This window comes from Bulleidia extructa W1219, from assembly GCF_000177375.1.
Lineage (GTDB): Bacteria > Bacillota_I > Bacilli_A > Erysipelotrichales > Erysipelotrichaceae > Bulleidia > Bulleidia extructa.
Map to the genome: position 1 here is coordinate 23,178 of NZ_ADFR01000014.1, position 25,511 is coordinate 48,688.

General features: G+C 35.5%; 27 protein-coding genes and 2 tRNA genes. 28 read left to right on the forward strand and 1 reads right to left on the reverse strand.

What is annotated here, in order from left to right:
• The first annotated feature begins 8 nt into the window (after positions 1-8).
• The 16 genes from truB (at position 9) to HMPREF9013_RS05620 (ending at position 15,145) form a co-directional block, all read left to right on the forward strand.
• A complete protein-coding gene (truB, locus tag HMPREF9013_RS05545) occupies positions 9-851 on the forward strand; it encodes a tRNA pseudouridine(55) synthase TruB (RefSeq protein WP_006627401.1) in 843 nt (280 codons plus the stop codon).
• Positions 851-1,768 (forward strand): riboflavin biosynthesis protein RibF, encoded by a 918-nt coding sequence (ribF, locus tag HMPREF9013_RS05550; protein WP_006627402.1) that lies wholly within the window; start codon positions 851-853, stop codon positions 1,766-1,768. The genes truB and ribF overlap by 1 nt, the downstream gene beginning before the upstream one ends.
• Positions 1,759-3,072 (forward strand): methyltransferase RsmF C-terminal domain-like protein, encoded by a 1,314-nt coding sequence (locus HMPREF9013_RS05555; protein WP_006627403.1) that lies wholly within the window; start codon positions 1,759-1,761, stop codon positions 3,070-3,072. Before ribF ends, HMPREF9013_RS05555 begins: the two co-directional genes overlap by 10 nt.
• 8 nt (positions 3,073-3,080) lie before the next feature.
• Positions 3,081-4,418, forward strand: a complete 1,338-nt coding sequence (locus HMPREF9013_RS05560) for a nucleotidyltransferase family protein (protein WP_006627404.1) — start codon at positions 3,081-3,083, stop codon at positions 4,416-4,418.
• Positions 4,419-4,458: 40 nt separating this feature from the next.
• Entirely contained in the window at positions 4,459-4,782 is a 324-nt protein-coding gene (locus HMPREF9013_RS05565; protein ID WP_006627405.1) for an Asp23/Gls24 family envelope stress response protein, read from the forward strand.
• A 63-nt stretch (positions 4,783-4,845) separates the two neighbouring features.
• A complete protein-coding gene (locus HMPREF9013_RS05570) occupies positions 4,846-5,706 on the forward strand; it encodes a decaprenyl-phosphate phosphoribosyltransferase (RefSeq protein ID WP_006627406.1) in 861 nt (286 codons plus the stop codon).
• Positions 5,703-6,773, forward strand: a complete 1,071-nt coding sequence (locus tag HMPREF9013_RS05575) for an acyltransferase (RefSeq protein ID WP_006627407.1) — start codon at positions 5,703-5,705, stop codon at positions 6,771-6,773. Before HMPREF9013_RS05570 ends, HMPREF9013_RS05575 begins: the two co-directional genes overlap by 4 nt.
• A 38-nt stretch (positions 6,774-6,811) precedes the next feature.
• Entirely contained in the window at positions 6,812-8,305 is a 1,494-nt protein-coding gene (locus HMPREF9013_RS05580; RefSeq protein ID WP_040333668.1) for a hypothetical protein, read from the forward strand.
• Between the two features lie 14 nt (positions 8,306-8,319).
• Complete coding sequence (locus tag HMPREF9013_RS05585; protein ID WP_198002138.1) at positions 8,320-8,742, forward strand: GtrA family protein; 423 nt, start codon at positions 8,320-8,322, stop codon at positions 8,740-8,742.
• Between the two features lie 227 nt (positions 8,743-8,969).
• Positions 8,970-9,518, forward strand: coding sequence for a translation initiation factor IF-3 (infC, locus tag HMPREF9013_RS05590; protein ID WP_006627410.1), 549 nt, complete (start codon positions 8,970-8,972; stop codon positions 9,516-9,518).
• 12 nt (positions 9,519-9,530) lie between these two features.
• Positions 9,531-9,752 (forward strand): 50S ribosomal protein L35, encoded by a 222-nt coding sequence (rpmI, locus tag HMPREF9013_RS05595; protein ID WP_006627411.1) that lies wholly within the window; start codon positions 9,531-9,533, stop codon positions 9,750-9,752.
• 15 nt (positions 9,753-9,767) lie between these two features.
• Positions 9,768-10,118, forward strand: a complete 351-nt coding sequence (gene rplT / locus HMPREF9013_RS05600; RefSeq protein ID WP_006627412.1) for a 50S ribosomal protein L20 — start codon at positions 9,768-9,770, stop codon at positions 10,116-10,118.
• A 27-nt stretch (positions 10,119-10,145) separates the two neighbouring features.
• Positions 10,146-10,219: transfer RNA gene (locus HMPREF9013_RS05605), tRNA-Glu, on the forward strand.
• Positions 10,220-10,308: 89 nt separating this feature from the next.
• The gene (locus HMPREF9013_RS05610) at positions 10,309-11,541 is read left to right on the forward strand and encodes a peptidoglycan bridge formation glycyltransferase FemA/FemB family protein (RefSeq protein WP_006627413.1); all 1,233 of its coding nucleotides are present in this window, start codon (positions 10,309-10,311) and stop codon (positions 11,539-11,541) included.
• A complete protein-coding gene (locus HMPREF9013_RS05615; RefSeq protein ID WP_006627414.1) occupies positions 11,538-12,806 on the forward strand; it encodes a lipid II:glycine glycyltransferase FemX in 1,269 nt (422 codons plus the stop codon). The genes HMPREF9013_RS05610 and HMPREF9013_RS05615 overlap by 4 nt, the downstream gene beginning before the upstream one ends.
• A gap of 101 nt (positions 12,807-12,907) precedes the next feature.
• A complete protein-coding gene (locus HMPREF9013_RS05620; protein WP_006627415.1) occupies positions 12,908-15,145 on the forward strand; it encodes a C69 family dipeptidase in 2,238 nt (745 codons plus the stop codon).
• Between the two features lie 267 nt (positions 15,146-15,412).
• Here the strand turns inward: HMPREF9013_RS05620 and gltX are convergent, their stop codons facing one another.
• Positions 15,413-16,864, reverse strand: a complete 1,452-nt coding sequence (gltX, locus tag HMPREF9013_RS05625; protein ID WP_006627416.1) for a glutamate--tRNA ligase — start codon at positions 16,862-16,864, stop codon at positions 15,413-15,415.
• Positions 16,865-16,948: 84 nt separating this feature from the next.
• On the opposite strand from gltX, the gene HMPREF9013_RS05630 reads away from it, so the two are divergent.
• From HMPREF9013_RS05630 to HMPREF9013_RS05685, 12 genes are all read left to right on the forward strand, one after another.
• Positions 16,949-17,020, forward strand: a tRNA-Gln gene (locus HMPREF9013_RS05630).
• 112 nt (positions 17,021-17,132) lie between these two features.
• Positions 17,133-17,726, forward strand: coding sequence for an RdgB/HAM1 family non-canonical purine NTP pyrophosphatase (gene rdgB / locus HMPREF9013_RS05635; RefSeq protein ID WP_006627417.1), 594 nt, complete (start codon positions 17,133-17,135; stop codon positions 17,724-17,726).
• Positions 17,713-18,396 carry a TIGR01906 family membrane protein gene (locus HMPREF9013_RS05640; protein ID WP_006627418.1) on the forward strand — a complete coding sequence of 228 codons (684 nt, stop codon included), beginning with the start codon at positions 17,713-17,715 and terminating at the stop codon, positions 18,394-18,396. The genes rdgB and HMPREF9013_RS05640 overlap by 14 nt, the downstream gene beginning before the upstream one ends.
• On the forward strand, positions 18,393-18,911 hold the full coding sequence (locus HMPREF9013_RS05645) for a tRNA (cytidine(34)-2'-O)-methyltransferase (RefSeq protein ID WP_006627419.1): 519 nt from the start codon (positions 18,393-18,395) through the stop codon (positions 18,909-18,911). Before HMPREF9013_RS05640 ends, HMPREF9013_RS05645 begins: the two co-directional genes overlap by 4 nt.
• A 62-nt stretch (positions 18,912-18,973) precedes the next feature.
• A complete protein-coding gene (locus HMPREF9013_RS05650) occupies positions 18,974-19,432 on the forward strand; it encodes a RidA family protein (RefSeq protein ID WP_006627420.1) in 459 nt (152 codons plus the stop codon).
• Between the two features lie 55 nt (positions 19,433-19,487).
• Entirely contained in the window at positions 19,488-20,426 is a 939-nt protein-coding gene (locus HMPREF9013_RS05655; RefSeq protein ID WP_232209574.1) for a YitT family protein, read from the forward strand.
• Complete coding sequence (locus HMPREF9013_RS05660) at positions 20,426-20,968, forward strand: NUDIX domain-containing protein (RefSeq protein WP_006627422.1); 543 nt, start codon at positions 20,426-20,428, stop codon at positions 20,966-20,968. Before HMPREF9013_RS05655 ends, HMPREF9013_RS05660 begins: the two co-directional genes overlap by 1 nt.
• On the forward strand, positions 20,961-21,617 hold the full coding sequence (locus HMPREF9013_RS05665) for a DUF421 domain-containing protein (RefSeq protein ID WP_006627423.1): 657 nt from the start codon (positions 20,961-20,963) through the stop codon (positions 21,615-21,617). The genes HMPREF9013_RS05660 and HMPREF9013_RS05665 overlap by 8 nt, the downstream gene beginning before the upstream one ends.
• 64 nt (positions 21,618-21,681) lie before the next feature.
• On the forward strand, positions 21,682-22,440 hold the full coding sequence (locus HMPREF9013_RS05670) for a hypothetical protein (RefSeq protein WP_006627424.1): 759 nt from the start codon (positions 21,682-21,684) through the stop codon (positions 22,438-22,440).
• 71 nt (positions 22,441-22,511) lie between these two features.
• Positions 22,512-22,919, forward strand: a complete 408-nt coding sequence (locus HMPREF9013_RS05675; protein WP_006627425.1) for an immunity 70 family protein — start codon at positions 22,512-22,514, stop codon at positions 22,917-22,919.
• A 282-nt stretch (positions 22,920-23,201) separates the two neighbouring features.
• Positions 23,202-23,978, forward strand: coding sequence for a dimethylarginine dimethylaminohydrolase family protein (locus HMPREF9013_RS05680; RefSeq protein ID WP_006627426.1), 777 nt, complete (start codon positions 23,202-23,204; stop codon positions 23,976-23,978).
• 87 nt (positions 23,979-24,065) lie between these two features.
• Positions 24,066-25,502, forward strand: a complete 1,437-nt coding sequence (locus tag HMPREF9013_RS05685) for an amino acid permease (protein WP_006627427.1) — start codon at positions 24,066-24,068, stop codon at positions 25,500-25,502.
• Positions 25,503-25,511: the final 9 nt, after the last annotated feature.

Genomic DNA, 25,511 nt, shown 5'->3' on the forward strand with positions numbered 1-25,511 from the left:
ATATCCCCATGGATGCAATCTACTTAATCAATAAACCGCAAGGTATGACATCTTTTGATGTGATTGCGAAAATGCGCAAGGTGTTACAAATGAAAAAAATTGGCCATACCGGCACTTTAGATCCTGAAGCTGGTGGCCTTTTAATTGTTTTGACCGGCAAATTCACAAAGTGTATTCCGTATTGTGTGAAAGATCATAAACACTACATCGCTCAATTTGAATTAGGTAAAGCTAGCGATACGGAAGATGTGTTTGGACAGATTATTCAAGAAAGAAAAGCCCGTAAACATACCGCTTTAGAATTAAATGAAATCTGTTCTTCCATGAAAGGACGCTATCTTCAAATTCCTCCTATGTATTCCGCTAAAAAAATAAAAGGGAAAAAATTGTATGAATACGCTCGAGAAGGAAAGGAAATGGAAAGAAAAACGGTGGAAGTAGAAATCAGTGATCTTTCAGTTCGTCATCTTCATGATGATATATATGAGATGGAAGCGGTGGTTTCTTCGGGGACTTACATACGCACTTTGATCGTGGATTTTGCGAAAAAATTAGGTGAATTAGCGTTGATGACTTCTTTGAAGAGAGTGGGAATTGAACACTTGTCTTTAAATCAGAGTGTTCCTTTAGCCGATTTCGATAAGACAACAAAGGGAATTAGATTGTTTGATTGTGTGAATCCTGCTTATCCCTTAGTTGAAGTAAAAAATCCTGCGCCTATTTTGCAAGGTAAAAAAATAGCGTTAGATCGAAATGAAGAAATTGTCTTATTGTATCATCAACAAGACATACTAGCGGCCTATCAAAAAGAGAATTCAGGTTTATATCGTTGCTTAAGAGGCTTATTTTAATGGAAAAACATTTTTTACACATGACAAATGGGACAAAGATAGAAGAAAATTTAGTGGCTTGTATCGGTTATTTTGATGGTCTTCATAGGGGACATCAAGCTTTGGTGCAAAAAACGTTAGAAGTAGCCAAACAGATGAAGGCAGTTCCAACCATGATTTCTTTTGAACCGGATCCTAGGGTGGTGATTAAAGGAATTTCGAATTTTAAGCATATTATGACCATGAGTGATCGTTTTAGTTTGGCGGAAAAATTAGGTATTGAAAAATTTGTTTTATTGGATTTCACTAAAGAGATGGCGGCCTTAAAACCACAAGCTTTCATTGATCAAATTCTAGGTCAACTTCATTTAAAGGGATTAGTTTGTGGCTTTGATTTCCATTTTGGACAATATGGTCAAGGGGATTATCATTTTTTACAAAAACAATGTGACTATCCTGTTTTTCGAATTGACAAAGTAGAAGATCAACAGGGAAAAATCAGTTCGACTCGAATCGGAAAAGCGATCCAAAAAGGTCGTATGGAAGAAGTTAATCATCTTTTAGGAAGGGAATACAGCAGTGAGGGAAGGGTGATTCATGGTTTGCATAATGGGCATTCCCTACACTTTCCGACCGCCAATATTGATTATTCTGAAGAATTGATATTACCAAAAGTTGGCGTTTATGGGGGATATGTTTTATTGGACGGGATTAAAAAACTTTGTATGATCAATTTAGGACATAATCCAAGTGTTCAATATCAAAAAAGGTTATCGTTAGAAGTGCATATCTTAGACTATAAAGGCGATTTGTATGATCAAACAGTGCGTATCTATTGGCTTGGTTTCTTACGTGATGAAATACATTTTTCTTCCAAAGAAGAATTGATTCAACAGTTAAAGAAAGATCAAACTGAGGTAATTAAAAGATGGAAATAGAATTACCAAAAGATTTTTTGAAGCGGATGGAAGTTATGTTGGGAAAGGAATATGATGATTTTTTAAAGGTTTATAAAAAGCCATATCATCGCCATGGTCGTTTCAATTCTTTAAAAAAGAAGGATTTTCCTTTGGAGGTTCAAGATTGGATTCTAAAAAGAAGCCCATTTTGTCCGAATGGGGCTTATTTTAAAGAAGGAATTCAACCAATTCACTTTGCCAGCTATCGTAATGGTGGATTTTATATGCAGGAAGCTTCTGCTTCATCCGTGATTTCTTTATTAAAAATCCAACCGGGTGATTATGTGTTGGATATGTGTGCCGCTCCGGGTTCTAAAACCACGCAAATAGGAGAATATTTACAACAAGAAGGGCTGTTAGTCAGCAATGAATACGTATCTAAAAGAGCGATGATTTTATTGGAAAATATAATTCGCCACGGTCTTCAAAATGCCTTGGTTTTGAATTGTGATACCAGTTTATTAGCCAAAGAATTTCCATCTGGATTTGATAAAATAGTCGTAGATGCCCCTTGCTCTGGGGAGGGATTATTTTTGAAACAAGAAGACAGTGTTCAAGAATGGTCTTTGGATCATATCGCTGTTTGTGCAAAAAGACAAGCTTCTATTTTAGAAAATGCCTATACCTGTTTAAGAAAAGGAGGAGATTTGTTGTATAGTACCTGTACTTTTGCAAGGGAAGAAAATGAAGATTTAATAGAGGCTTTTTTAAAAAAACACGCAGATATGGAATTAGTCCCTATAACTGTTCCATTTGGTCGTCCCGGTTTTTTACCATTTGAAAAGACCAGGAGAATTTTTCCCATGGATGGTGGGACAGGACAGTTTATGGCGTTATTGCATAAAAAGGGAGAAGAAACAAGACACACATGGAAAACCATTTCCACTAAAAAAGAATCTTTTTTTCAAAAGGAAGTCAATGCTTTATTAAAAAAACCATATCGTTATTTTCACGAATTTCGCGGAAAATTATTTGCCGGAAATAACCCTTTTCTAGATAACCAATCCCTTAAAATCATTCGTCAAATGGTGTACGTAGGAGAAATTCGAACTGGGCGGCTTATATTGGATCATCACTTCTTTATGTCTTCTTCTTTAAAAGAAACATGTATGATAGAGATAAATGAAAATCAATATCGACAATATATTCATGGTGAAACCTTATCTATTTCGAAACCAAAAGGGTATTATGGTTTATCTTTTGATGGTTTGGTGGTGGGCGGTTGTCGTAGTGATGGTCAACAATTGAAAAATCTGTATCCGAAAGTATTAAGAACTCGCTAGGAGGAAAAATGAACTTAGCTTTATTTCAATATGTGGATGATGTTTTGTCTTTGTATAAACAAAGAAGAGCTCTTTATGTAGAGGTGAAAGATCAGTTAGAAAGTTTTTTTGAAAAGACCGATTTAGGAGATGGCATAGTGTCTTATCCTTCTCGTTTGAAATCAGAGAAAAGTTTAAAAGAGAAATTAATTCGACAAGAATTTTTCTCCAAGTTTTCTAATGCACAAGAAACTTTATCACAATTATCAGATTTGATCGGGTTAACCATTCAAGTTCAGTTTATCCGTCATGAAATTTCCATCTTTGAGAATTTGTTTCACTTGTTTTTGCCTTGTGATAACGGTCTTTATCAATCCAAAGATTGCGAGAATCTGTATTTGAATTTGCATGCTCCTCAACCACAATCCCAAAAAAATGGGTATCCTATTTATCGGATTGATGGTTATTACCGAATTCAAGATGAGATGGTTCGCTTCGAAGTTCAAATTAAAGCGATGGTTCATCAATTTTGGGCAGATATTGAACATGAAGTCATTTATAAAAATTCAGATTATATTATGTATGATCAGTTTAATCGAAATATGTTAGCAGCCATTCGGGATAATTTAGAAGTGATGGATCATCAACTAGAATTAATTTATTCCGAGATTTTTCAAGGGGAATCCGCTTCTCTTGGTCTGGATGAAATTCATTTCAAGGTATTTTTAGCAAAATCTTTAAATGAGCTGGTAAAGAAAAATATGGAGAAGGGGCTTGGTTTCAGTACGGATTTCCAGAAGCCTTCCAGTACCATTGCTCAAATGATCTTTATTCAGGAGTTTATTCAACGTGAACAAAAAGAATTTTTAATGTTGGATTATTTGGAAAGGTTGGATGAATTAAAGCAGGGAGAAATTGACTTTAAAAAGTCATTTTTATTGGAAGAGGCAACTAATTTAGAGGATGGCTTTTTAATGGAGATGGTGCCGTATTTATATCGAAAAGCGAATGTTAACTTTCATTGGCATGTGTTTTTTCGGATGATTTTTGCGGTTCAAAAAGAGGAAAACATCACTTGTTTTGTGCGAAGTATTCGTATGATTGAACGATTAATTGTACAAGATCAATGGTTAAAAGAAAAATTAGATAAAGCCTATGGACAAGATTCAAATCGTATGAATCAAGAGATGAGAAGAACCTTAGGAAGAGCTATGTGTGAGATAGATGATATACGTTGTTTCTATGAGGAAAATCTATTGAAGATCAGTCGTATTTTTCAAAACAAATTGGAAATCATGATTCAAGAAAAAAGAGATTTGGCTTGGTTTGATATAGAATTGAAAGAAGAAATTGCACAGCAGATTTAAAAAATGGTAGAATGAGAACAAGTAAAAAGAGGTAATGGATATGGCTGAATATATTGTAGTGGAAAAAAATAATGAATTAGGTCGAATTGCGGTGAATAAGTCGGTGATTACATCTATTGTGGAATTATCCATTCAAGAAGTTGAAAATGCGATTGTCATTCCTAGTACACGCTTGAAAAAAACAACCACTGCCAAAGTGGAAAAAGGGGAATTATCGGTTTATATTGAGATGAATTTGAAATTTGGAGCCAATGTGAATGCGACTTGCGAATTGGTTCAAAATAAGGTATATGAAAATCTTCAATTTATGACAGGACTAAAACCAAAGGAAATTATGATCACGGTGGTTAATTTTGAAAATTAGCCTCTTGTTAGATTCAGTTGGATCTGTACGGTAAATCAGTAAGATAAATAAAGGGAAGTTTGGATGGAACGAGTACGCAATTATATAAAGTTGATGCGCCTTAAACATTGTGTTAAGAATATTTTGATTTTACTCCCACTGGTTTTCAGCGGGGAGCTTTTTCAGTACGGAAAACTGTTGAGTTCTGCTTTGGGATTCTTAGCGTTTTCTTTTTTAGCATCCGCTGTTTATATTTTAAATGATATTCAAGATGTTGAAAAAGACAGGCTTCATCCTAAGAAGAAATTTAGACCGATCGCTAGTGGAAAGGTTTCAGAGAAACAAGGGAAAGTGTTGAGTGTAGTTGCGATGATAGGAGCTATTACATTGAATTTTCTAGCTACAACAAATTATGTATCGTTTATCTTTCTTGGGATTTATCTAGTAATGAATATTTTTTATAGCAAAGGATTAAAAAATGTTCCGCTATTAGATATTGTTGTTCTGGCTTCGGGTTTTTTGCTTCGATTGATATATGGAGGTATCGTTACAAATATTCATATTTCAAATTGGTTGTATTTGACGGTTATCACGGCTTCCTTTTATATGGGGCTTGGTAAAAGGCGCAATGAGCTTGGAAAAAGTGGAAATCAAATAAACACCCGAAAAGTTTTAAAGTATTATAATTACGCATTTTTAGATAAAAATATGTATATGTGTCTTGGCCTTACCAATGCGTTTTATGCTCTCTGGGTGATTGGAACGCAAAAAGAAGTTATGATTTGGACGGTACCGATGGTCATGGTGTTAGGGATGAAATACAGTTTGAATATTGAAAGAGATTCAGATGGTGATCCGGTGGAAGTCATATTACAGGATAAAATACTATGGCTTTTAGGAATTCTGTATTCAGCCCTTGTTATCGGAGCTATTTATTTGGTATGACTATGCAACAGGAAATACGTAAATCAAATATGGAAATTTTAAGAATACTGGCCATCTTATGGATTGTCGGTTTTCATTATTGTTTTAAGGGAGGATATCACTTTACAGGTCTTTCTCTGAATCACGTTATCGTTAAGACTTTTTGGATGTTCGGCGAATGGGGAGTCAATATGTTCATGTTACTGACGGGCTTCTTTATGTGTGAAAAAACATTCCGGATGAAAAAGTTGATGAACCTATTATTACAGGTACAATTTTATACCATTTTGACGGCTTATCTAGCGTATCGGCTTGGATTTTTTTCCATCGTGGGAAAGAAAAACTGGTTTTTATTTTTCTTTCCGGTGATCACCAATCGATATTGGTATGTCACAGCCTATGTATTGATTTATATCCTGATGCCTTTTATTAATCTGTTTTTACAAGGGATGGATCAGAAAACCTGGAAAAGATTTCTGGTGATAACACTGGGTTTATGGTGTGTGATTCCGACCATATTTGGAATTTTTTACAATGGAACGGAAGGCTTCTTATATTACAATCGCTTTTTATGGTATGTAGAAATGTATTGTCTGGGGGCGTATTATAAAAAATATGGTTCAGAACTGTTTCCAACAAAAAAGTTATGTACACTGGGCATTTTGATTTCTTTTGGTTTGTTGCTTTTATCCATCATTACCATTATATGGAAGAGGGCGTTCTTTGCTCGTATTGGCCTACTAGAACCGGCTTATTTTTGGCCACCAAATACGATCTTGATTTTGATACTGAGTATCACCACTTTCCTATGGTTTGAGAAAACGGATATTAAGAATCATCGGTTGATTAATCGACTGGCTTCGACAACGTTAGGAATTTATATGCTCCATGACGGTATCCTTGTATCTTGGCTGTGGAGGGTGGTCTTTAAAAACGCAACTCACCAAGAGTCGCCATTCTTGTTGGCTCATATCCTATTCGCAACTTTGAGTATTTTTATCGTGGGGGTTGGAATAGATTTCATACGTCAACAATTAGAAAACACGTTTTGGAATGCCATCAAATGTGTCAAACGCAAACGCATATGATGTTGATAGAACTATGAAACAAATGGAAGGGGAATCGCATGGATACACAACGTAAATTGGATTTTGTTCAATCCAGAAAAAATATTTTTCAATTGAGTTTTCGATTTTTGTTAAGTTTCTCAGGAATTTTTCTATGCCTTAGTTTGCTGAGCTTACGAAGTAGCGGAATGAAGACCTTGGTAGGAAGTGCTATCGTTTCTTTTATTTTTTGGATGTATGGCTCAAAAGGAATAGGGGAAAGAAAAATAGAAATAACACCTTTATTACTATCAATAGGAATGACTTTAGCTACATTAAAAAAAGCTTGGAGCACTTATTCCATTCCACATATTTATCTGATGATGGGTTCTTTGGCGATGCTTGTTGGAATCTATGTACTCATTGATTTTTTAAAATCTCTTTTTTTCGAATTAATCGACGAGGAAAATAGAAAATGTTATGTATGGGCATCCATAATCACGCTTGTTCTGATCGTTTTATTTTATAGTTGGAAAAATCAATTATTCCAACAGTATGATGTTGTTTATTCTATGGATGGTGGTTGGGTATTTAACAAGATGTATCCCAAGTTAACTTATTACGATATTCGACATCCGTTGATTTCAATCTTATATTTTCCTATTTATTCATTTTGTTCTTGCATTTTGAAGTTATTTCAGGCATTGAATGTAACCAATTTAGCGATTATGATTCAAGTCATTCAAGTACAGTGGATGATTATGACGGCTTTCATGTTGAGTAAAATCACGAATAATCGGTGGATTAAGTATCTTTATATGGTTTCCGGTCCTTTTGTGATTCATGTTTTCTTTTTTGAAAAATTTTCTTTATTGGTTTTTTTGTTGGTTTTGGCGGTTTATTTCTATCAAACACAAGATCATAAAGCCAAGATAGCCGTTGCCTTAGCAACGGGCTCCATATTGACATCTTGTGTCATTGCTATCGGCTGCTTGTTGGATAACAGAAAGAAATTTTTGGCTAGAATAGTGGAACTTGGTAAAACCATTCTTTTTTCTCTTAGCTTTTTTGTGGCTTTTGGAAAAGTACATTCCTTATTACATGGTTATTCAGAAATCAATTCGATGCGTGGTTATTTGGGAATCATATCTTTAAAAGAAAAAATATATTCCTACTTGAATATGATTGGCAGTTCCTTTATATCTATTTCTCCTGATATTCAAGCAAAACGGATTTGGTGGACGGGATTGACGACGGCTCTTAATTATTTGGCTTTCATCATAATCATCTTAGTCATTTTAGGATGGATTCGATCCAGAAATAAGTTAGAAGTGCGTATCAGTGCAGGGTGGATGTTATTTTCTGTGATTTTGATTGTCATAGCGGGTTGGAGTATCACAGAAAGCCCTTTGTTTGCGATTTACTTTTCATGGGCTTTGATGATTTTGGTTCAAAATGGTCTGTTTTGTTTCCGTAAGGTGTTTCCGGAAAAACCTATGTTTATAGCTTGCTGTGCCATTATGTTGGCATTCAATGCCAGTACCACTTTTCAGGTTGTTTTTTCTCTACTATAATGACTTCAATAATGATGATAAAAAAAATACATACGGAAATTATGGCGTACATACTAATCGGTTTATTAACAGAGGTAATCACGCTAGGAACTTATTATTTATGCACTTCTCTTTTCTTGGATATACAACGTGCTGTAGAACTTCAAATAGCCAACATCATTTCTTGGATGGTAGCGGTTGTTTTTGCGTATTTTGCCAATAAAATCATTGTTTTTAAAAGTCAAAATCCGCATTGGCTTCGAGAAAGTTTTTCCTTTATCACATCACGTATTTTCACTTTATTATTAAGCATGGGACTGATGTATATCTTTGTAACGATATTGCATTTGGATGATAAAATCATGAAATTGTTAGTCGAATTGGTGGTGGTTGTGCTTAATTATTTAACAAGTAAATTCATGGTATATCCTATGGGAAAAATGGATGATACCAAATAGAGGTTCAATGCATACGATTTTGGTGAATTATATTGAAAATTAAGTTGACAAATGATCTTAAATTTAGTTAAATAAATGGGTAATTGAAACGGAAAGAAGGAGCACCGCTTCTCACCTGATGTCCTTAGGGCTTGGGTAAGTATGCCGTCATGAGATAACTTGATTATTGAAATGAGAGCAGGTACTTCTTCGATACCTGCTTTTTAATTATCGAATAGGAGGTTTGCTTGGGAAAGATCAAAAATAACAAAAACAGAAGACCAGAAGCGAATGATATCGTTAATGAAGATATCAAAGATAAAGAACTTTTGGTCATTGGATTAGAAGGAGAACAGTTAGGAGTCTTGTCAAGACGAGATGCCCTTCAGGCAGCATACGATCAAGATTTAGATTTATTACTGGTATCTGCAAATGCTAATCCGCCTGTTGCTCGCATTCTTGACTATGGTCGTTACCATTTTGAGGATTTGAAGAAAAAGCGTGAGGCCAAACGAAATCAATCGGTGACCGAGGTGAAGCCATTACGCTTATCGCCGGTCATTGATCAACATGACTTTGAAACAAAATTAAAGAAGTCTCGTGAATGGTTGGAAGACGGATTGAAGGTTCGCATTGATATGCGTTTCCGTGGTCGAATGATTACTCGCCAAGAAATTGGCCGTGAAGTTATTGAGAGATTCACGCAGCAAATTTCTGACATTGCGGATGTGTCAAAGCCTGCTAAATTAGAAGGTAATACATTATCCGTGGTGTATTCGCCTAAAAAGGGCAAGTAAAGGAGAAAGAATATGAAAGCTAAAGCAAGAAAACCAAAGAAAATCAAAATGAAGACCAAAAAGACTTTCGCTAAGCGTTCGAAACTGACTGGTTCTGGTAAGATTTCTGTTCAACACAATTACGTTAGTCATTTTGCGGCTAATAAGACTCACAAACAAAAGAAACATCTGGCAAAGGATACTACCGCTTCTGCATCGGATGTCAAGCGTGTATCGCAATTGTTGCAAGGTTAATAGGGGGGCTAAACGATGAGAGTAAAAGGATCAACACCTACAAGAAATAGAAGAAAGAAAGTCTTAAAGTTAGCTAAAGGTTATTTTGGAAGTAAACATGCGATTTATCGGACAGCTCATGAACAAGTGATGCGTTCTTTGCGTTATTCCTATAACCACCGCAAACAGACCAAACGTGAAATGCGTAAATTATGGATTGCCCGTATTAATGCGGCAGTTCGTCCATTTGGCTTGTCTTATTCCAAATTCATGCATGGGCTAAAAGTTGCTCATATTTCGATTAACAGAAAAATGTTGTCGGAAATTGCGATTCATGATGAAGCCGGTTTCGTGAAGTTGGTAGACGCTGCCAAAAAAGCGTTATAATAAAAGAGGGAATTCCTTCTTTTTTCTGGTGAGTTGGTGAAATGGTTTAACACACCGCCCTCTCAAGGCGGGATGTGCGGGTTCGAATCCCGTACTCACTACTATAAGCTCCTAAGTAGGAGCTTTTTTTCTATATGACATATAGAGCTAGGGGGACTATAATAGGAAGGAATGATCAAAGGAGAGTTTCATGTCTTATCAATTTCGTAGTGATATCAGCCCAAAAGAATTTGATGCTTTTGTGCATCAATCTGCTCAGAATAATTTATTCCAAGAAAGCAGCTGGGCGGCGATTAAAAATAACTGGGTTTCTTTTTTGACCGGCATTTATGACGATCAACGATTGGTTGGTACGGGCTTGGTTTTGATGCGCCGTTTATTTGGTCCTTATCAATTGTTTTATTTGCCTAGAGGTCCGATTCTAGACGTTCAGAATGAAGCCCAAGTCACCTTTTATTTTCAAGAGTTGAAGAAATTCGCCAAATCGAAAAAGGCGATTGCCATTCGCTTTGATCCCTATTTAATTTCCAGATCGTATCCTTATGAACAAAGAAAACAGAAACCGGAAAGACAATTGGAAGACTATATAGCTTTATTAAAGAAACTGGGCATTCAACATAAGGGGTATACCGTCCTTATGGAAGAAAGCACACAACCTCGCTTTAATGCTTGTAAGCACGTTGAAGAAGATTTCTTTTCAAAGTTACCCAACCAAACAAGACGGTACGTTCGTTTTACGAAAGAGAAAGGCATTCGGGTTTTAGAAGGTTCCCAATATATTGATGAATTAGCGAAAAGTATGCACTATACTGAACTTAGGAAAAAAATTGCCTTGCGCAGTGAAGATTACTTTAAACATATGTTGGAAGTGTATAAGGATCGATCTATTTCTATGATTGCGGTCTTGAACTTTCCGAAACAAATTGCTCATTTAAAGCAAGAAATTTCAGAGATGGAAACTAAATTAGAGCAAGAAAACTTACCTCGAAGACAATTGGAAAAAGTCAATCAAACATTAACGAAAGATCGAAAAGAACTGGTCATTTGTGAATCGCTTTATCAAAAAGAAGGAAAAGATGAAGTGGTGACTTGTGGCTTATTAGGAGCCTATAACAATGGAGTGATGGAATTGTTTTATATGGGGAATCATCCGGACTATTTACATTTCTATTCTTCTTTTAGATTGTATTATGAAGCCATTCAACGTTGTGCAGAGTTGAAAATTCCATACTGTTCTTTTGGTGGAATTGAAGGTACTTTAGAGGATGGATTAACCATGTTTAAATCTAAATGGAATATGGAAGTGGAAGAGCTGTTAGGAGAATTTAATATGGTTTTGAATCCAGTTCTATATATTGGTTTTGATCGCTTATATCCAAAATTAAGAGCTTTAGTGGCTAAGAGAAGAGGAAAAAATAAATGAGGTTTATTGAAGGGGTAAAGGCGGAGCGATTTGACACATTTGCAGTAAACGACCCATTGAATCACTATTCAAAAACAAGCCCGTTTATTCAATTGGCTAAGTTGAACGGATATCAATCAGGGGATTTATTAGGAGTGGAAGATGAACAAGGTCACTTGATGGCGACGGCTGTCATGGTGCATAAAAAATATCGCTTAATTAATCTGCAATATTCTTATTGTCAATACGGGTTTAATGGGGATTTTGAGAATCGTAAACTGATGCACTTTTTGATCCACCATTTAAAGAATTTTGCTCAAAAAAAAGGATCCTGTTTTTTAAGGATGGATCCAAATATCACTCGTTTAGAACATGAAAAAGACGGTAAGATCAAAGAGGGCGGTTTTAATCACGAATGGTTTACGGAATTTTTAAAGGAACAGGGATTTAGGCATCTTGGCTATAACTATGGCTATAGCGGAAACTGGATGTCAAGATTCACTTATGTGAAGAATTTGGATCTGGATTGGAACGGTTGTTTGAAATCCATTAAACGCCAAGCAAATTATTCAACGAAGAACGAAGAACGTTTTGTAAAAGTACGCCAAGGATCAAAAGAAGATTTATGGATTCTGGTTAGGGCAGAAAAAGAGTTGGCTAAAAAACTTGGTTTTATTCCAAAGTCGGAAGAATACTTTGCGAAATTTTGGGATATTTATGAACCTTATGCTCATTTCTATGTTGTGAAAACCAATTACCATCAAGCCAAATTATCGCTACAAACTCAGCTGGAACAAGCTAAGAATCACTTGTTGGAAATCAAAGATGCCCATAAATTAGAGGTTGAAACCAAACATATAGAAGCTTTGGAAAAAGAAATTCAAGAAATCGAACAAGGCGGATATGATCAAGATGAAGAGGCCTATTTGGGAGCTAAATTTATTCTGCGACAAGGGACAAAAGTCTGGAATGTGAATATGTATACCAATAAGACGTTAATGAATTTCAGGTCGGCCTTTGCACTTCATATGCGAGCCATGAAAGATGTGTATGATCAAGGAGCCAAGAGCTACGATTTTGAAGGGGTGGTTGGTACGAATGATCCTAAAGATCCATTGTATGGCCAACAAAACTTTAAAAAGAGTTTTGGTGGTGATTTTTTGGAATTTATCGGTGAGTTTGATTGTGTCTTTAATGAGAAGAAGTATGGTTTCTGGAAAAAATATGATCATTTATGGCGAGGGCTACGGCGTCGTTATGCTAGATGGTTCATTCGTTTGAAATAGGAAGAATTTCTTCCTTTTTTAGTTAGGATTATACAATATATTTTCCCTTTTTGGATAGAGGGAATCAGTGAATTTCGATATATTGATAATAGGAGGAAAAGATGAAAAAGAAATTTCTTAAATTAGGATCTTTTGTGATAGCTGGCTTATTAGCCCTCCCTTCTATTTTACCAATACATGCTTGTACAGGTGTCATTGTCGGGGGAGATTTGACAAAAGACGGTACGACCATTTTTGGCCGCACAGAAGACTTAGAGGTGAATCATAATAAAGCCTATAAGGTGCATAAAGCCGGAAAGTATAAGGCCGGAAGCACTAAAGTTGATTGTGGAACAGATTGTGAAGCTGGTTATAAGCATACATTCTCACATGATTCATATCAGTATACATCTGTCAGTGATACGACCCCTGAATATGGTGAATTTGACGAAGCGGGTTATAACGAAAAGGGTGTTATTGCGGATATGACAGTATCTGCCAAAGCTAATTCAAAAGCTCAAGGTGTGGACCCTTACGTAGATAACGGTATTACAGAGGCTTTGATTACGACTGTTATTTTAAGTGAATCGGATAGTGCTGTTGATGGGGTACGCCGTATTGCGGATATCTTTGCGACAAAGGGTTCGGGAGAAGGTAATGCGTTTGTTATTGCGGATAAGAAAGAACTTTGGTATGTAGAAGTTTATACGGGACATCAATTCTTAGCTATGAAATATCCACGTAATAAATATTCGGTATTCCCTAATACATTCTGGATTAATGAAGTGAAACTTGAAAAGGGAACGGAAACAGCGAATTATATCACGGATAAGACAGGCAACTATATTTATTCCAAGGGATTGTTTGATGTAGCTCAAAAGGCCGGTACGTTTGTTGGAAATAAGGAAAAGAATATCATTGATGCCGCTAAATCTTATGGATCTAGTCAGTACGATGCTGGAAATCGTTCTCGTGTTTATTCCGGTATTAAGGCATTAAATCCAAAATCAACGGTAAAAGAAAATGATAAAGTTTATAATTTCTTACAAGATGCTGATAAGAACTCTATTTCTTTGAAGGATGTTTTCGCGTTTACCAGAAATCGTTTGGAAAATATTGGGAAAAAGGCGGATGATCAAAAAGGTAACACCTATCCGATTGGTAACCGAAATACCATGGAAAGTCATATTTTCCAAATAGACCATAACAAGAACGATAAGCTTCATTCGGTGATGTGGTTGGCGCTAGGTAGCCCTCGTTTTTCTCCATATATTCCTTATTACCAAAATCAAACAAAAGGAATTGAGGAAGCCAGTGCTGAAAAGAACGAATTTCATCAAAAATCGGTTTATTGGTTGGCAACCGATATGATGCATATGGCAGAAACCGATTTAGATCATTTCTCCAAGCTGGTTAAAGACGATATTGAAAAACTAGAGGATATATTAGTAAAGAAAACAAAATTGGATCCTAAGGATGCCAAGACAGCGACTGATACGAATGCAGAAGATGCTAAAAAAGGATATGAGCTTCTTCAAAAGATGCACGATAAGATGAAAGCTGAATATATCGACTACTTAAACAAACACGATACGGTAAATACTACTTATAATAGACGTAATGGAATAACGGTTCAAATCAAGGTTCCGGCCGGTACGGCGGATGCTCGTTTACAAACTCGTATTAGCCGTAAGGGTGATGAGATTGTAATTTCAGATGTTTATGGAAATCCGGTACAAAATTTAAAGAAACCGATAGAAATTAAAGTGACTTCCAAGCAATTTAAAGACGGTCAAGAGTACGATATCAGTGATGGCAAGACGACTCAAGTTGTGAAAGTGATTAAGAATACACTCACTTATACCACTAAGAGTACCAAGACCACGATTAAGGTTCACCAAAAAGAAGAACCAAAACCAAGTGAACCTGTGTATAAAGCTCAAATTAAGAAGATTGATTCGAAATTGGAAAATCGTAAACCTGAAGAATATGAAGCTTACGACATCAGTTTTGTGGATCAAAATGGTAAGGTGGCGAAAGACGGTAAGATGAGAGAAGTCCGTTTGAGTCTTGAAAAATTTGATGCGAAAGATGTGTATATTCTTCATCGTAAAAAGGATAACAGTTTAGAGGAAGTGAAGACCATCAAGTCAGCGAATGGAAAAGAACTTGTGTTTGAACACAATGATTTCTCACCATACTATTTTGTCAAGAAGAGTACGGTGGCTAATTCTAAGAAAGGTGGTTCTTCCGCTAAGACAAACGATTCAAGCAAGGTATTTGAGTTTGGTCTCGTTGGTTTATCGGCCATGGCTTTATTGGCTTATGCCTTAAAGAAACGTTATAGTACTTCTCATTGAGAGTAAGTAAGCCTCAATCTTGGGATTGAGGTTTTCTTTTGGTTAAAAAAGAGGTGCTAAAATCAAAATATAAAGATAAAAAATAGTTTTCATGTATAGATGATATTTATGAAAAAGGGGGCTATTGTATGAACGTTTACTTTTCCGGATGGCAGAATGTAAAAATAATGAAAAGAGTGTTTCAAGTGTTTCTGTTAAAATTGTGAATAGGGATAAGAAAAGCAGTGACGTTGAATCACTGCTTTCATGGTGTCGATCAAATCGGTTTTATGCTTCTAATTGAGTAATGGATAATCGCAACCTTCGAAGAGTTTCTTCTTTGCCCAAAATATCTGCAAGTTCGATAGCCCCTCCTGGAGTAAATTGTTTTCCCGAGATAGCTAACCGTAATGGGAAAAGAACTTGACCATTTTTCAGTTCCAGTTTAGCCGGTAATTCCATGAGCTTATCATGAATCACTTGCTCATTCCACTCTTCTTGTTCTTCTAACATCCGTAAAGCGGCTTTTAAAGAAATAAGAGCGATTTCAGGGTTGGTTTTCATTTTTTTGTTGTTATATAGGTCATTGTCATAAGCAGGGAAGTGATCAAAGAAATCAACCATTTCAGGAATTTGAAGTAGCGTCTCAGCCCGATTTTGTAAAATTTTTGCGATTTTAGTGATATCAAAATTTCCTTTGACACTTTGAACGATATATGGTTTTACAAGTTCTGTATATTGATCAAGGCTCATGGCTCTCAACCATTGAGCATTGACCCAAGTCAACTTATTCATATCAAAGATGGCTCCGGAGGTACCGATGTGTTGAACATTAAAGGCTTGAACCAATTCTTCCAGAGTATAAATCTCTTGATCAGTTTCAGGAGCCCAACCTAATAAAGCAATGTAGTTTAATATAGCTTCCGGTAAATAACCTTTTTGTATCAAGTCTTGGAATGAAGCATCTCCATTTCGTTTGGATAATTTGGTTTTTTCATCCTTCATGACCGGAGGACAATGCACATAAGTAGGGATAGCCCAATCAAATGCTTGGTAAATGAGGTTATATTTAGGAGTAGAGCTTAGGTATTCCATGCCACGGACAACATGAGTGATATTCATGGTGTGATCATCAATAATGTTGGCGAAGTTATAGGTTGGAAATCCATCAGACTTTAATAAAATGGATTCGTCCAGTGTATCGTTATCGACCGTGATATGACCGAAGACTTCATCATCAAAAGAGGTGGTACCACTTGTTGGAACGGTTTGACGAATGACATAAGATTCCCCGTTTTCAATTCTTTTTTCACATTCTTCTATACTTAATAATTTACAGGGATCGTCATATTTAAAGTTTTCTTTACGAGCGGTTTGTAATTCACGTTGAACATGGATCATTTCCTCATCACAGAAACAATAATGGGCTCCTCCACGTTGAATTAATTCTTTGGCGTATTTTTGATAGATACCCGAACGCATCCTCTCTGATTGAACATATGGACCATAATTTCCCTCTTTATCCGGTCCTTCATCGTATGTTAAATGACATTGTTTGAGAGTTTGATAAATAATATCCGTCGCTCCTTCGACAAAGCGTCCTTGATCGGTATCTTCAATGCGGAGAATGAAAACTCCTTCAGGGTCTTTTTTAGCAATTAAGTAAGTGTATAGCGCTGTTCTTAAGTTACCGATATGCATATAGCCGGTCGGACTAGGCGCAAATCTTGTTCTTCTCATGTGTTTCTCCTTGTTTCTATATCTTTATTATTATAGCCTTATAGTTGTATTTTTCTAGAAAAACTTTATAATTTAAAAGGTTATTGGGGTATAGCCAAGCGGTAAGGCAACTGGCTCTGAACCAGTCATGCGTGAGTTCGAATCTCTCTACCCCAGCTGCGCGATAGCGCTTTTTATTTTATCTGAAAGAGAATAAGTGAAATCGTTTGAATCACTTGTTAGTTTATATGTGTTTTCTTAACGCTTGAATTTATGGTAGGATTTCTGTATGAAAAATGAAATTATTATTGCCACAAAGAATCAAAATAAAGTGTATGAATTTAAACAAATGTTAGAACCTATGGGCTATCAAGTGAAAAGTTTACTAGATTATCAAGACTTTCCTAATATAGAAGAAGATGGATTTACATTTGAAGATAATGCCCGTATTAAGGCAGAAACGACTTCTAAGTTATTGGGATGTATGGTTATCAGTGATGATTCCGGATTGGAAATTGATGCCTTTGATGGACAACCGGGAGTTCATTCGGCTAGATGGTTAGGTGAGCTAACTCCTTACAGTTATAAAAATCAAGTCATCTTAGATCGAATGAGAGATGAACCAAATCGTTTAGCTCGCTATGTTTGTGTGTTGGCATTAGCCAGACCAAATAAAGAAACCATTTTCTTTCGTGGAGAGTGTGAAGTGGAAGTGGCTTTGGAAGCCAAAGGCAAACATGGTTTTGGCTATGATCCGATTATGTTGGATAAGAACAGCGGGAAAACATTAGCGGAAATGAGTGACACGGAAAAAGCAGCGATATCTCATCGAGGAATAGCGGTTCGCCAGTTGAAAGAATGGTTTACATATGAAATGGATTAAAACAAGTATCCTCGGTTTTTTACTCTTTTTATCATTATTATTAACCGTGGTGGATTTAGTAGCTTTTGACCCGAAATTATTTCAATCTTCTTACCAAAGAGAAAATACGATGGCCACCTTGAATATGAGTGAACAGGATCTCATGAGATCTTCAAATGTGCTATTGGATTATTTAAAAGGGAAGCGGAAAGATATCATGGTGGAAGCCGAAGTCAATGGTCACAAGAGAATGGTCTTTAATGAAAGAGAAACCAAGCATATGGTGGATGTGAAAAAATTATACGAAAAGGCGATGCTGATACGGAATGTGTGTGTGATTTTGATGATTGTAGGGATGCTTGTTGAATTTTCAAGGAATCGTGCAGGGATGAAAACTTTTCTGTGGGAAGTTTTTAGAAACGGTCTTCTGGTATTTGGTTTTCTGTTGTTGTTTCTATTGGTCTATGCGATAACGGATTTTTATGGGTTTTGGATGAATTTCCATTATTTATTTTTTGATAATGACTTATTTTTATTAGATCCTAATGTATCTTTGATGATCAATATGTTTCCAGAGAGTTTCTTTTTTAGAATGGTTATAAGGATCGTGATTATGTTTGCGGTTGTGAGTTTGACAATAGGGGGAGTGGTGTATGATTTATTTGGTCGTAGAAGGAGTGTGATTGCATGATTCATATTGTTTTATTTGAGCCGGAAATTCCCGGCAATACAGGAAATATTATGAGAACTTGTGCAGCTTTCCATATGAAGCTACATTTGATTGAACCATTAGGCTTTCATTTGGATGAGAAACATCTCAAAAGAGCGGGAATGGATTATCGTGAAAATGTAGATTATGTGAAACATATAAATTGGGATTCTTTTTTTCAAGAGCATGGAAATCAAGGATTATTTTATTATGTGACTCGGTATGGTAAGCACACTCCTGATTCTTTCATGTATCCAAAAGATCAAGAAATTTACTTGGTCTTTGGAAAAGAAAGTACGGGTATTCCAAAACCTATTTTGGCCAATCATGAAGATTTTTGTATGCGCATTCCCATGGTCGAAAAGGCTCGTTCTTTAAATTTGAGTAATTGCGTGGCTTTATGTGCGTATGAGGTGAATCGTCAATGGGGTTATTCGGGATTAAGTCATACTGAAGTCATTAAAGGAGCGAATTTTTTAGATCAATTCAAAGATTAAGCATATCTTTGGATTTTAAGGGAATAAGTGACTATTCTATTAATAGTTAATTAGGAGTATCTATGATTCAAGAAAGTATACAACCGAAAAATCTTTGTGCTTGTAAGCATTCATCTCCTGCCATTAAGAATGGAGATGCCATTTATATGGCGGCTCAATTACCTATTAATCAAGATGGGTGTTTGGTAGCGAGTGACATTCAATCTCAAGTGGATCAGTGTTTAAGAAACATGGAAATGATTTTAAAGGAAAGTGGATTGGATTTTTCGTATGTTTTGACAACCAAGGTATATTTGGTTCATATGGAAGATCTAGCACTGGTAGATGAAAAGATGGGAGAATATTTTCATCATCCATATCCAGCCAGAACGGTTATCGGGGTTTCTGAGTTGCCTTGTGGTGCTTTAATTCAGATTGAAGGTTTTGCGATGGATAACAGGGCGATTGAAATTATGATGAGTGAGGAAGACTGTTCAGATTGTTCAAAGTCTGTTTGTGAGATCGTGCAAAATATTCATTGATTGAAGATGATTGTTTTTTTATGAAGAAATGAGTTTTTAAAGAAACGCAGGATAGATGGTAAATCATGGATGTATTTATGCTAGAATTGATCTGGTACGAAACGGAAGAAATTACGGTATGTTGAAAACGTTAAATGTTCACTTTGTCAAAAAGGATATTCGAAATATATTGATGATTATTGTGTCCTCATTTTTATATGCTTATGGATTACAAACTTTTGTGAAATGGGGAAACTTATATCCAAGTGGGTTTGCAGGTATTTCACGATTGGTCATTCAAATTATTCATGATATGGCAGGGGTAGAAATTCCATTTGCGCTGGTTTATTTTGGTTTAAATATTTTTGTGACGATATTGGTCTGGAAGCGAATTGGACATAAATTCATCTTGTTTTCATTTTTATGGTATTCGTTAGCTTCTTTTTTTACAGCCTTTATGAATTTTAATGTCATTACCAATGATCAATTATTGATTGCGGTTTTTGGAGGTATCTTGAACGGTATTTCAATCGGGCTTGCTTTAAATGCGAATGCGTCTAGCGGGGGAACGGATTTTATTGCAATTGATTTAAGTGCTCGCTTGAATCGTCCAACTTGGAATTATATTTTATTCATCAATGCTTTAGTTTTGTCCATTGCCGGTATTCGTAGTGGCTGGAGTTTAGCTTTATATTCCATTATTTTTCAGTTTGCTTCAACTCAGGTGGTGAATGCGATGTATTCCCGTTATAAATTGTCACGTATGGAAATTATTACGGATTATCCCGAAGATGTGAGTCAGAGAATTTTTCGACTTTATCGCCATGGCATCACCCAAATTCAAGTGTTGGGGGTATATAAGCATCGTAGACATAGTTTATTGATGTTGACGGTGAATCAAAGTCAAGTTGCTAATATTGTTAAAGCAGTGAAAAAGGTCGATCCTATGGCATTTGTGACGGTGTATGAAGTGGAAAAGGTAATTGGTAATTTTTATCAACAACCGGTGGAATAATGATGGAATTAGAATTGAAAGATAACGAATGGGACTTTGATTATTGTGATCATGATCGACAAATTTGCCGAGCTATTGTGGTGGATGAAAAGAGAAATTTTTATTTTGTCCAAGTGCAGCGAAAAGATGATTTTGGTATTGGTACTTTCATTGAAACGGCAGGTGGAGGAAAGGAAGAAATCGAAACAGAAGAGGAAGCTATTCGTCGAGAATTGAACGAAGAATTGGGTGTTGAAGTGGATATTCTTTGTCGATTAGGGAAAGTATCGGATTATTATAATCTCATCCATCGCCATAACATTAATCATTATTTTTTATGTCAAGTTAAAAGCTTTGGTAAAAGTCATCAAACCGATGATGAGATTCAAAACTTTCATTTATCCACTCTGAAAATGAGTTATCAAGAAGCTTTAAAAGAGTATGAACAATGTCGAAATACAAAATTGGGCAGGTTGATTGCGCAAAGAGAAATACCTATTTTAAAAAAGGCATATTCTTTTCTAAAAAGACGGTCTATTGGTAAGGAGTTTGAGGATGAATGAATTTTTATTAGTGACAATAAAATTGTTAATTGGTTTTTTGGCTTTGATTATGGTCATCAATGTGACAGGCAAAGGAAATTTAGCTCCCTCTTCTGCCAGTGATCAGGTACAAAATTATGTGCTTGGTGGTATTATCGGTGGTGTTATCTATAATAAGAACGTTCAAATTTTAGAATATATTGGTATCTTATGTATCTGGTGTATTTTAGTTCTTCTTTTAAAGTTGATTAAGACCTATAGTGTGAAAGCTAAGCAAGTTTTGGATGGTAAGGCATTTATCATCATTGATCATGGTCAAATTAATATTGAAAATTGTAAGAAAGTGGGTTTATCTGCTCATGATGTGTCTTTTAAGCTTCGGACCAATCACATCTATTCAACCAGGAAAGTGAAAAGAGCCCTCATGGAGCAAAATGGTCAGTTAATTATTGTTCAAGACGGAGAAGAAAATCCAAAGTTTCCTTTGATAACGGATGGGCAATTACAAACAGATATTTTGGATGTGATTGGCAAGAATGAAACATGGTTATTGGAAGAAATGAAAAAGCAAGGGTTAAATTCATATGGCGATGTTTTTTTGGGAGAATATATAGATGGCTATTTAGCATTGACGCCATATCCTTCAAAAAAAGATGAAGTAAAGAATTGAAAAATCAATGGTATATAAAGAAATAATTGGTATACTTGTACGAAATAGGTAAGGGAAAATATCCATGTCATTATTACAAAAGTGCTGGCAATTCTTGGTGAATCATTTTGAAGATAATCATTCGTTGATTCATTTTGAACTTACAGCAACACAGTGGAAAGCACTTGTCAGAGAACATCTGACACCGATAATTGAAAAAGAATTACAAGTGAAACAAATTGCGGATTTTGTGTGGGCAAGTGAATATAATAGTTTGGGAATGAGAAAAGTGATTTCATTCTTTTATCTCAATAATGCGTACGCAACTTTTAAGTGGGGATGGAATTTTGAATTTATACCAAAGTGTTCTGGAAGTAAAGTTGTATGGGCGAGAACGGATAAAAGTATTCATACACATGTGTATGAACTATCGAAGGACTTTTATAATTCTGATGGTACGAATCGTAAAAAAAGAGAAGCTTATGATAGAACTATTGTATCAAGGTATTTTGTCATTGAAAAAAACGCTAAAAATGTTATTGAAAAGATCGTAAAAGATCATAAAAAAACGCTAAAATATCTATTGCCAACGATTCAAGAGTATTATCGTTCTACAGAAACGATGGAATTGATATTGCGTAGAATAGATCTCAATTTAGAAAATCCATATTATCGTTTTATTAATCCGGGACTTTTGATTTCAAAAGTTTTTATCTTATATTATTTGAAGTCAAAAGAAAAAGCGATTTCTGATTTTGAAAAAATTTCCTTCCAATGTGAGGATATAAAAAACCAGTATTACAAGAAATTGTTATCCATGGAGGAATATCGCCAGAAAAGATAAATGCCGTTTCATTAGATTTTGATGTCAAAAGTGAATAGAAGGGCATTATCATTTATAGGGAGTTAAAAAATATGGTTTGTTTTAGAGTTGGAAATATCTCGTATGAAATTGGTGCTGCCTCCTTTTTATATTCTTTTTTTTCAACGGTCGCCTATAGGCTTGAAAAAGGGCGATGGGGTAGTCGGTTTCCTATGATTATGAATGAATTATACCAAGGACAATTATCTTTGGAAAAAATACTTGTGGCTAAACAAGAACTTAAGCAAATTAAAAAGGAATTATCGCTTTTTTTGCCTGATCAGGTTGTATGGGATATTGATGACTTATCAAAGCAACCACCATGGAAAAATCATATCAGCCATACCATTACAAGTTTAGAAAATTATTTTATCACTTGTGATGGTCAGGATTTTATAGAGGTATTCCAGAACACATTAGATACCGCTATTGAAATAAAAGAAGATGTGCTGATTCAATAAAATCAAATATGGAGATAAAATTCATGTCATTAAAAAAAGGTTTATGAGTATTTTCGTGTAGTGACTTGTATGGGAAATGAACTGATTGAAATAGACTGTTAGAAAAAATAGGAAATGGAAATAAGGGTTGAGTGGTTCGAAATAAAGAATAACTCAACTTTTTGAGTAAAGAATAATAAATAAAATGTAAGGGCTTGCAAATACTTAATTTGGAAGTATACTAAAATTAAGGAGTACCTTTCTTGAATGAAAAGTACACCAATGTAAAGGAGGAAAGTTTATATGAAACATTTTAAAAATGTTATTGTTCGTATTCCTGGAAAGGGGATTAGCGAGGGAATTACATCTAATCCTCAGCTTGGAAAACCTGTTTACGAGAATGCCTTAGTTCAACATGAACATTATGTTGAAGCTTTGTCCAAGTGTGGTGTAAAAGTCAATGTATTACCACCAAATAATGACTTTCCTGATTCATGCTTTATGGAGGATACTGCACTTTGTACGGATAAATGTGCCATTATTTCTAGACCGGGAGCTGAAACTAGAAGAAATGAAACTCAATTAGAAGATTTCCGTAAGTTATTATCTAGTTTTTATACCAATGTTCATGAAATTAAGGCTCCTGGCATGGTAGAACCTGGTGATATTATGATGGTTGGTGATACTTTCTATGTGGGTAAATCAGCACGTACCAATGATGAAGGATTTGCACAGATGAAGGAAATACTGGAGAGTTATGGAAAAACTGTCATTCAAGTGCCATTAGAGGAAGTATTGCATCTTAAGACAGGTGTCAATTACTTGGAAGATAATAATTTATTGGTTGCTGGGGAGTTTGTAGATAATCCTTTATTCGCATCATTTAATAAGATCGTTGTTGATTCTGATGAGGCATATGCGGCCAATTGTATTTGGGTAAATGGAACTGTTATCGTGCCGTCCGGATATCCAAAAGTTCAATCTGCCATTGAACACCTTGGCTATAAGGTTCTTCTTGTTGATACTTCCGAATATCGCAAGATTGATGGTGGTTTAAGTTGTTTGTCATTACGTTTTTAGTTAAATAATATATTTGCACGATGGGAAAGGATGATTCTTTTCCCATCGTCTTTCTAATCTAAAATAATATATAGGGAGAATAATTATATGAGTGAAAAAAAATCTGCTCAGCAAAATGTTAGTTTATTAGGGCTGGTTGCTCTGACAGTTACGACAGTTATTGGGGCTGGTGTTTTTAATCTACCACGTGATTTGGCAAGCTCTGTGGCTCCCGGCCCTGCTTTGATTGCATTAGTTATTGCTAGTATTGCCTTTGCGGTATTTGTGTATTGTTTGAAGTATTTGCAAGATCATTATCCAAATTTAGATGCGGGAATTTTCAGTTTTCCGGAACAAGGGTTTGGAAAATTTATTGGTTTTTTATCTTGCGCAGGTTATTGGTTATCTATTGTAGTGGGGAATGTTTCGCTAGGCGTGTTATCGGTTAGTTCACTTGGTTATTTTATACCAATGTTCCGTGGAGGTAATAACATACCTTCTTTAATTCTATTGTCGATTATTTTATGGGTATTTTATTATATTTGTGCTTCGGGAGCAAAGAAAGCTTCACTAGTTAATACTTTTATTTGGATTGCCAAGATGATTCCAATTGTAGTCTTTATTGTGGCTCTAATATTTGCGTTTAAGGTAGATATATTTAACACGGGATTGTGGGAAAATGCGATGGCATCTAATGGTTTACCTACATCTATAGGTGGTCAAGTTGGAAAGGCGATGGCTTCTACAATTTGGGTATATGTTGGTATTGAAGGAGCGTTGATTTATTCAGCACGTGCGAAAACAAAATCAGATTCTTCAAAAGCGATTGTGATTTCTTATGTGATTATTGCAGTTACTTATATTTTGTTAACATTTTTGACCTTTGGTGCAGTTTCGCAAGTACAAGTGGCTGGTATGGAAGTTCCTGCATTAGGAGGTATTTTAGAAGCGGTAGTAGGAAAATGGGGTGCGGTTCTTATGAACTTCGGTATCGCTTTATCGGCTGCGGGATGTTGGTTTGGTTGCTGTTTATTTTCGGGAGAAATTTTAGATGTTGCGGCTAAACACGAAATAGTACCAAAGTTCTTTGGTGTGGAAAATTCAGTTGGTCAGCCAACGAACTCTTTATTAGTGTCCACCGTTATTCAACAAGCATTCTTCATTACCATTATAGTGAATGAATCTATTTATAATGTGATGGCTTTATTTGCGTCTAGTACCATGTTAGTACCATATTTTACTGTCAGTTTAACAATGGTAAAAGAATCAATTAAATTTGATAATGGATTTAAATGGAACACACTTTTGGGCTTTGTGTCAACTATTGCCATGGCGTATCTAATGTATTCTACAGGATGGAAATATATAATCATTACTGCTTTGCTTTTTGCACCATGTATGATTGCTTATTATTTTGCACGTAAAGAAAACCATCGAGAATTTCTTTCTGGTACAGAAAAAATGGTAGCCCTGATCATCGTAGCACTGGCATTAATCAGTTTGTTCTTGATTTTCAATGGAACGATAGATTTATCTGCTATGTGAATAATGGCT

Coding starts and splice junctions, on each gene's coding strand:
- HMPREF9013_RS05570 (WP_006627406.1), top strand. CDS start 4,846: ATGGAACGAGTACGCAATTATATAAAGTTGATGCGCCTTAAACATTGT.
- HMPREF9013_RS05620 (WP_006627415.1), top strand. CDS start 12,908: ATGAAAAAGAAATTTCTTAAATTAGGATCTTTTGTGATAGCTGGCTTA.
- ribF (WP_006627402.1), top strand. CDS start 851: ATGGAAAAACATTTTTTACACATGACAAATGGGACAAAGATAGAAGAA.
- HMPREF9013_RS05650 (WP_006627420.1), top strand. CDS start 18,974: ATGATTCAAGAAAGTATACAACCGAAAAATCTTTGTGCTTGTAAGCAT.
- HMPREF9013_RS05555 (WP_006627403.1), top strand. CDS start 1,759: ATGGAAATAGAATTACCAAAAGATTTTTTGAAGCGGATGGAAGTTATG.
- gltX (WP_006627416.1), bottom strand. CDS start 16,864: ATGAGAAGAACAAGATTTGCGCCTAGTCCGACCGGCTATATGCATATC.
- HMPREF9013_RS05640 (WP_006627418.1), top strand. CDS start 17,713: ATGAAATGGATTAAAACAAGTATCCTCGGTTTTTTACTCTTTTTATCA.
- HMPREF9013_RS05660 (WP_006627422.1), top strand. CDS start 20,426: ATGATGGAATTAGAATTGAAAGATAACGAATGGGACTTTGATTATTGT.
- truB (WP_006627401.1), top strand. CDS start 9: ATGGATGCAATCTACTTAATCAATAAACCGCAAGGTATGACATCTTTT.
- rpmI (WP_006627411.1), top strand. CDS start 9,531: ATGAAAGCTAAAGCAAGAAAACCAAAGAAAATCAAAATGAAGACCAAA.
- HMPREF9013_RS05655 (WP_232209574.1), top strand. CDS start 19,488: ATGGTAAATCATGGATGTATTTATGCTAGAATTGATCTGGTACGAAAC.
- HMPREF9013_RS05645 (WP_006627419.1), top strand. CDS start 18,393: ATGATTCATATTGTTTTATTTGAGCCGGAAATTCCCGGCAATACAGGA.
- HMPREF9013_RS05670 (WP_006627424.1), top strand. CDS start 21,682: ATGTCATTATTACAAAAGTGCTGGCAATTCTTGGTGAATCATTTTGAA.
- HMPREF9013_RS05675 (WP_006627425.1), top strand. CDS start 22,512: ATGGTTTGTTTTAGAGTTGGAAATATCTCGTATGAAATTGGTGCTGCC.
- HMPREF9013_RS05580 (WP_040333668.1), top strand. CDS start 6,812: ATGGATACACAACGTAAATTGGATTTTGTTCAATCCAGAAAAAATATT.
- HMPREF9013_RS05575 (WP_006627407.1), top strand. CDS start 5,703: ATGACTATGCAACAGGAAATACGTAAATCAAATATGGAAATTTTAAGA.
- HMPREF9013_RS05610 (WP_006627413.1), top strand. CDS start 10,309: ATGTCTTATCAATTTCGTAGTGATATCAGCCCAAAAGAATTTGATGCT.
- HMPREF9013_RS05585 (WP_198002138.1), top strand. CDS start 8,320: ATGATAAAAAAAATACATACGGAAATTATGGCGTACATACTAATCGGT.
- rplT (WP_006627412.1), top strand. CDS start 9,768: ATGAGAGTAAAAGGATCAACACCTACAAGAAATAGAAGAAAGAAAGTC.
- HMPREF9013_RS05615 (WP_006627414.1), top strand. CDS start 11,538: ATGAGGTTTATTGAAGGGGTAAAGGCGGAGCGATTTGACACATTTGCA.
- HMPREF9013_RS05680 (WP_006627426.1), top strand. CDS start 23,202: ATGAAACATTTTAAAAATGTTATTGTTCGTATTCCTGGAAAGGGGATT.
- HMPREF9013_RS05560 (WP_006627404.1), top strand. CDS start 3,081: ATGAACTTAGCTTTATTTCAATATGTGGATGATGTTTTGTCTTTGTAT.
- rdgB (WP_006627417.1), top strand. CDS start 17,133: ATGAAAAATGAAATTATTATTGCCACAAAGAATCAAAATAAAGTGTAT.
- HMPREF9013_RS05665 (WP_006627423.1), top strand. CDS start 20,961: ATGAATGAATTTTTATTAGTGACAATAAAATTGTTAATTGGTTTTTTG.
- HMPREF9013_RS05565 (WP_006627405.1), top strand. CDS start 4,459: ATGGCTGAATATATTGTAGTGGAAAAAAATAATGAATTAGGTCGAATT.
- HMPREF9013_RS05685 (WP_006627427.1), top strand. CDS start 24,066: ATGAGTGAAAAAAAATCTGCTCAGCAAAATGTTAGTTTATTAGGGCTG.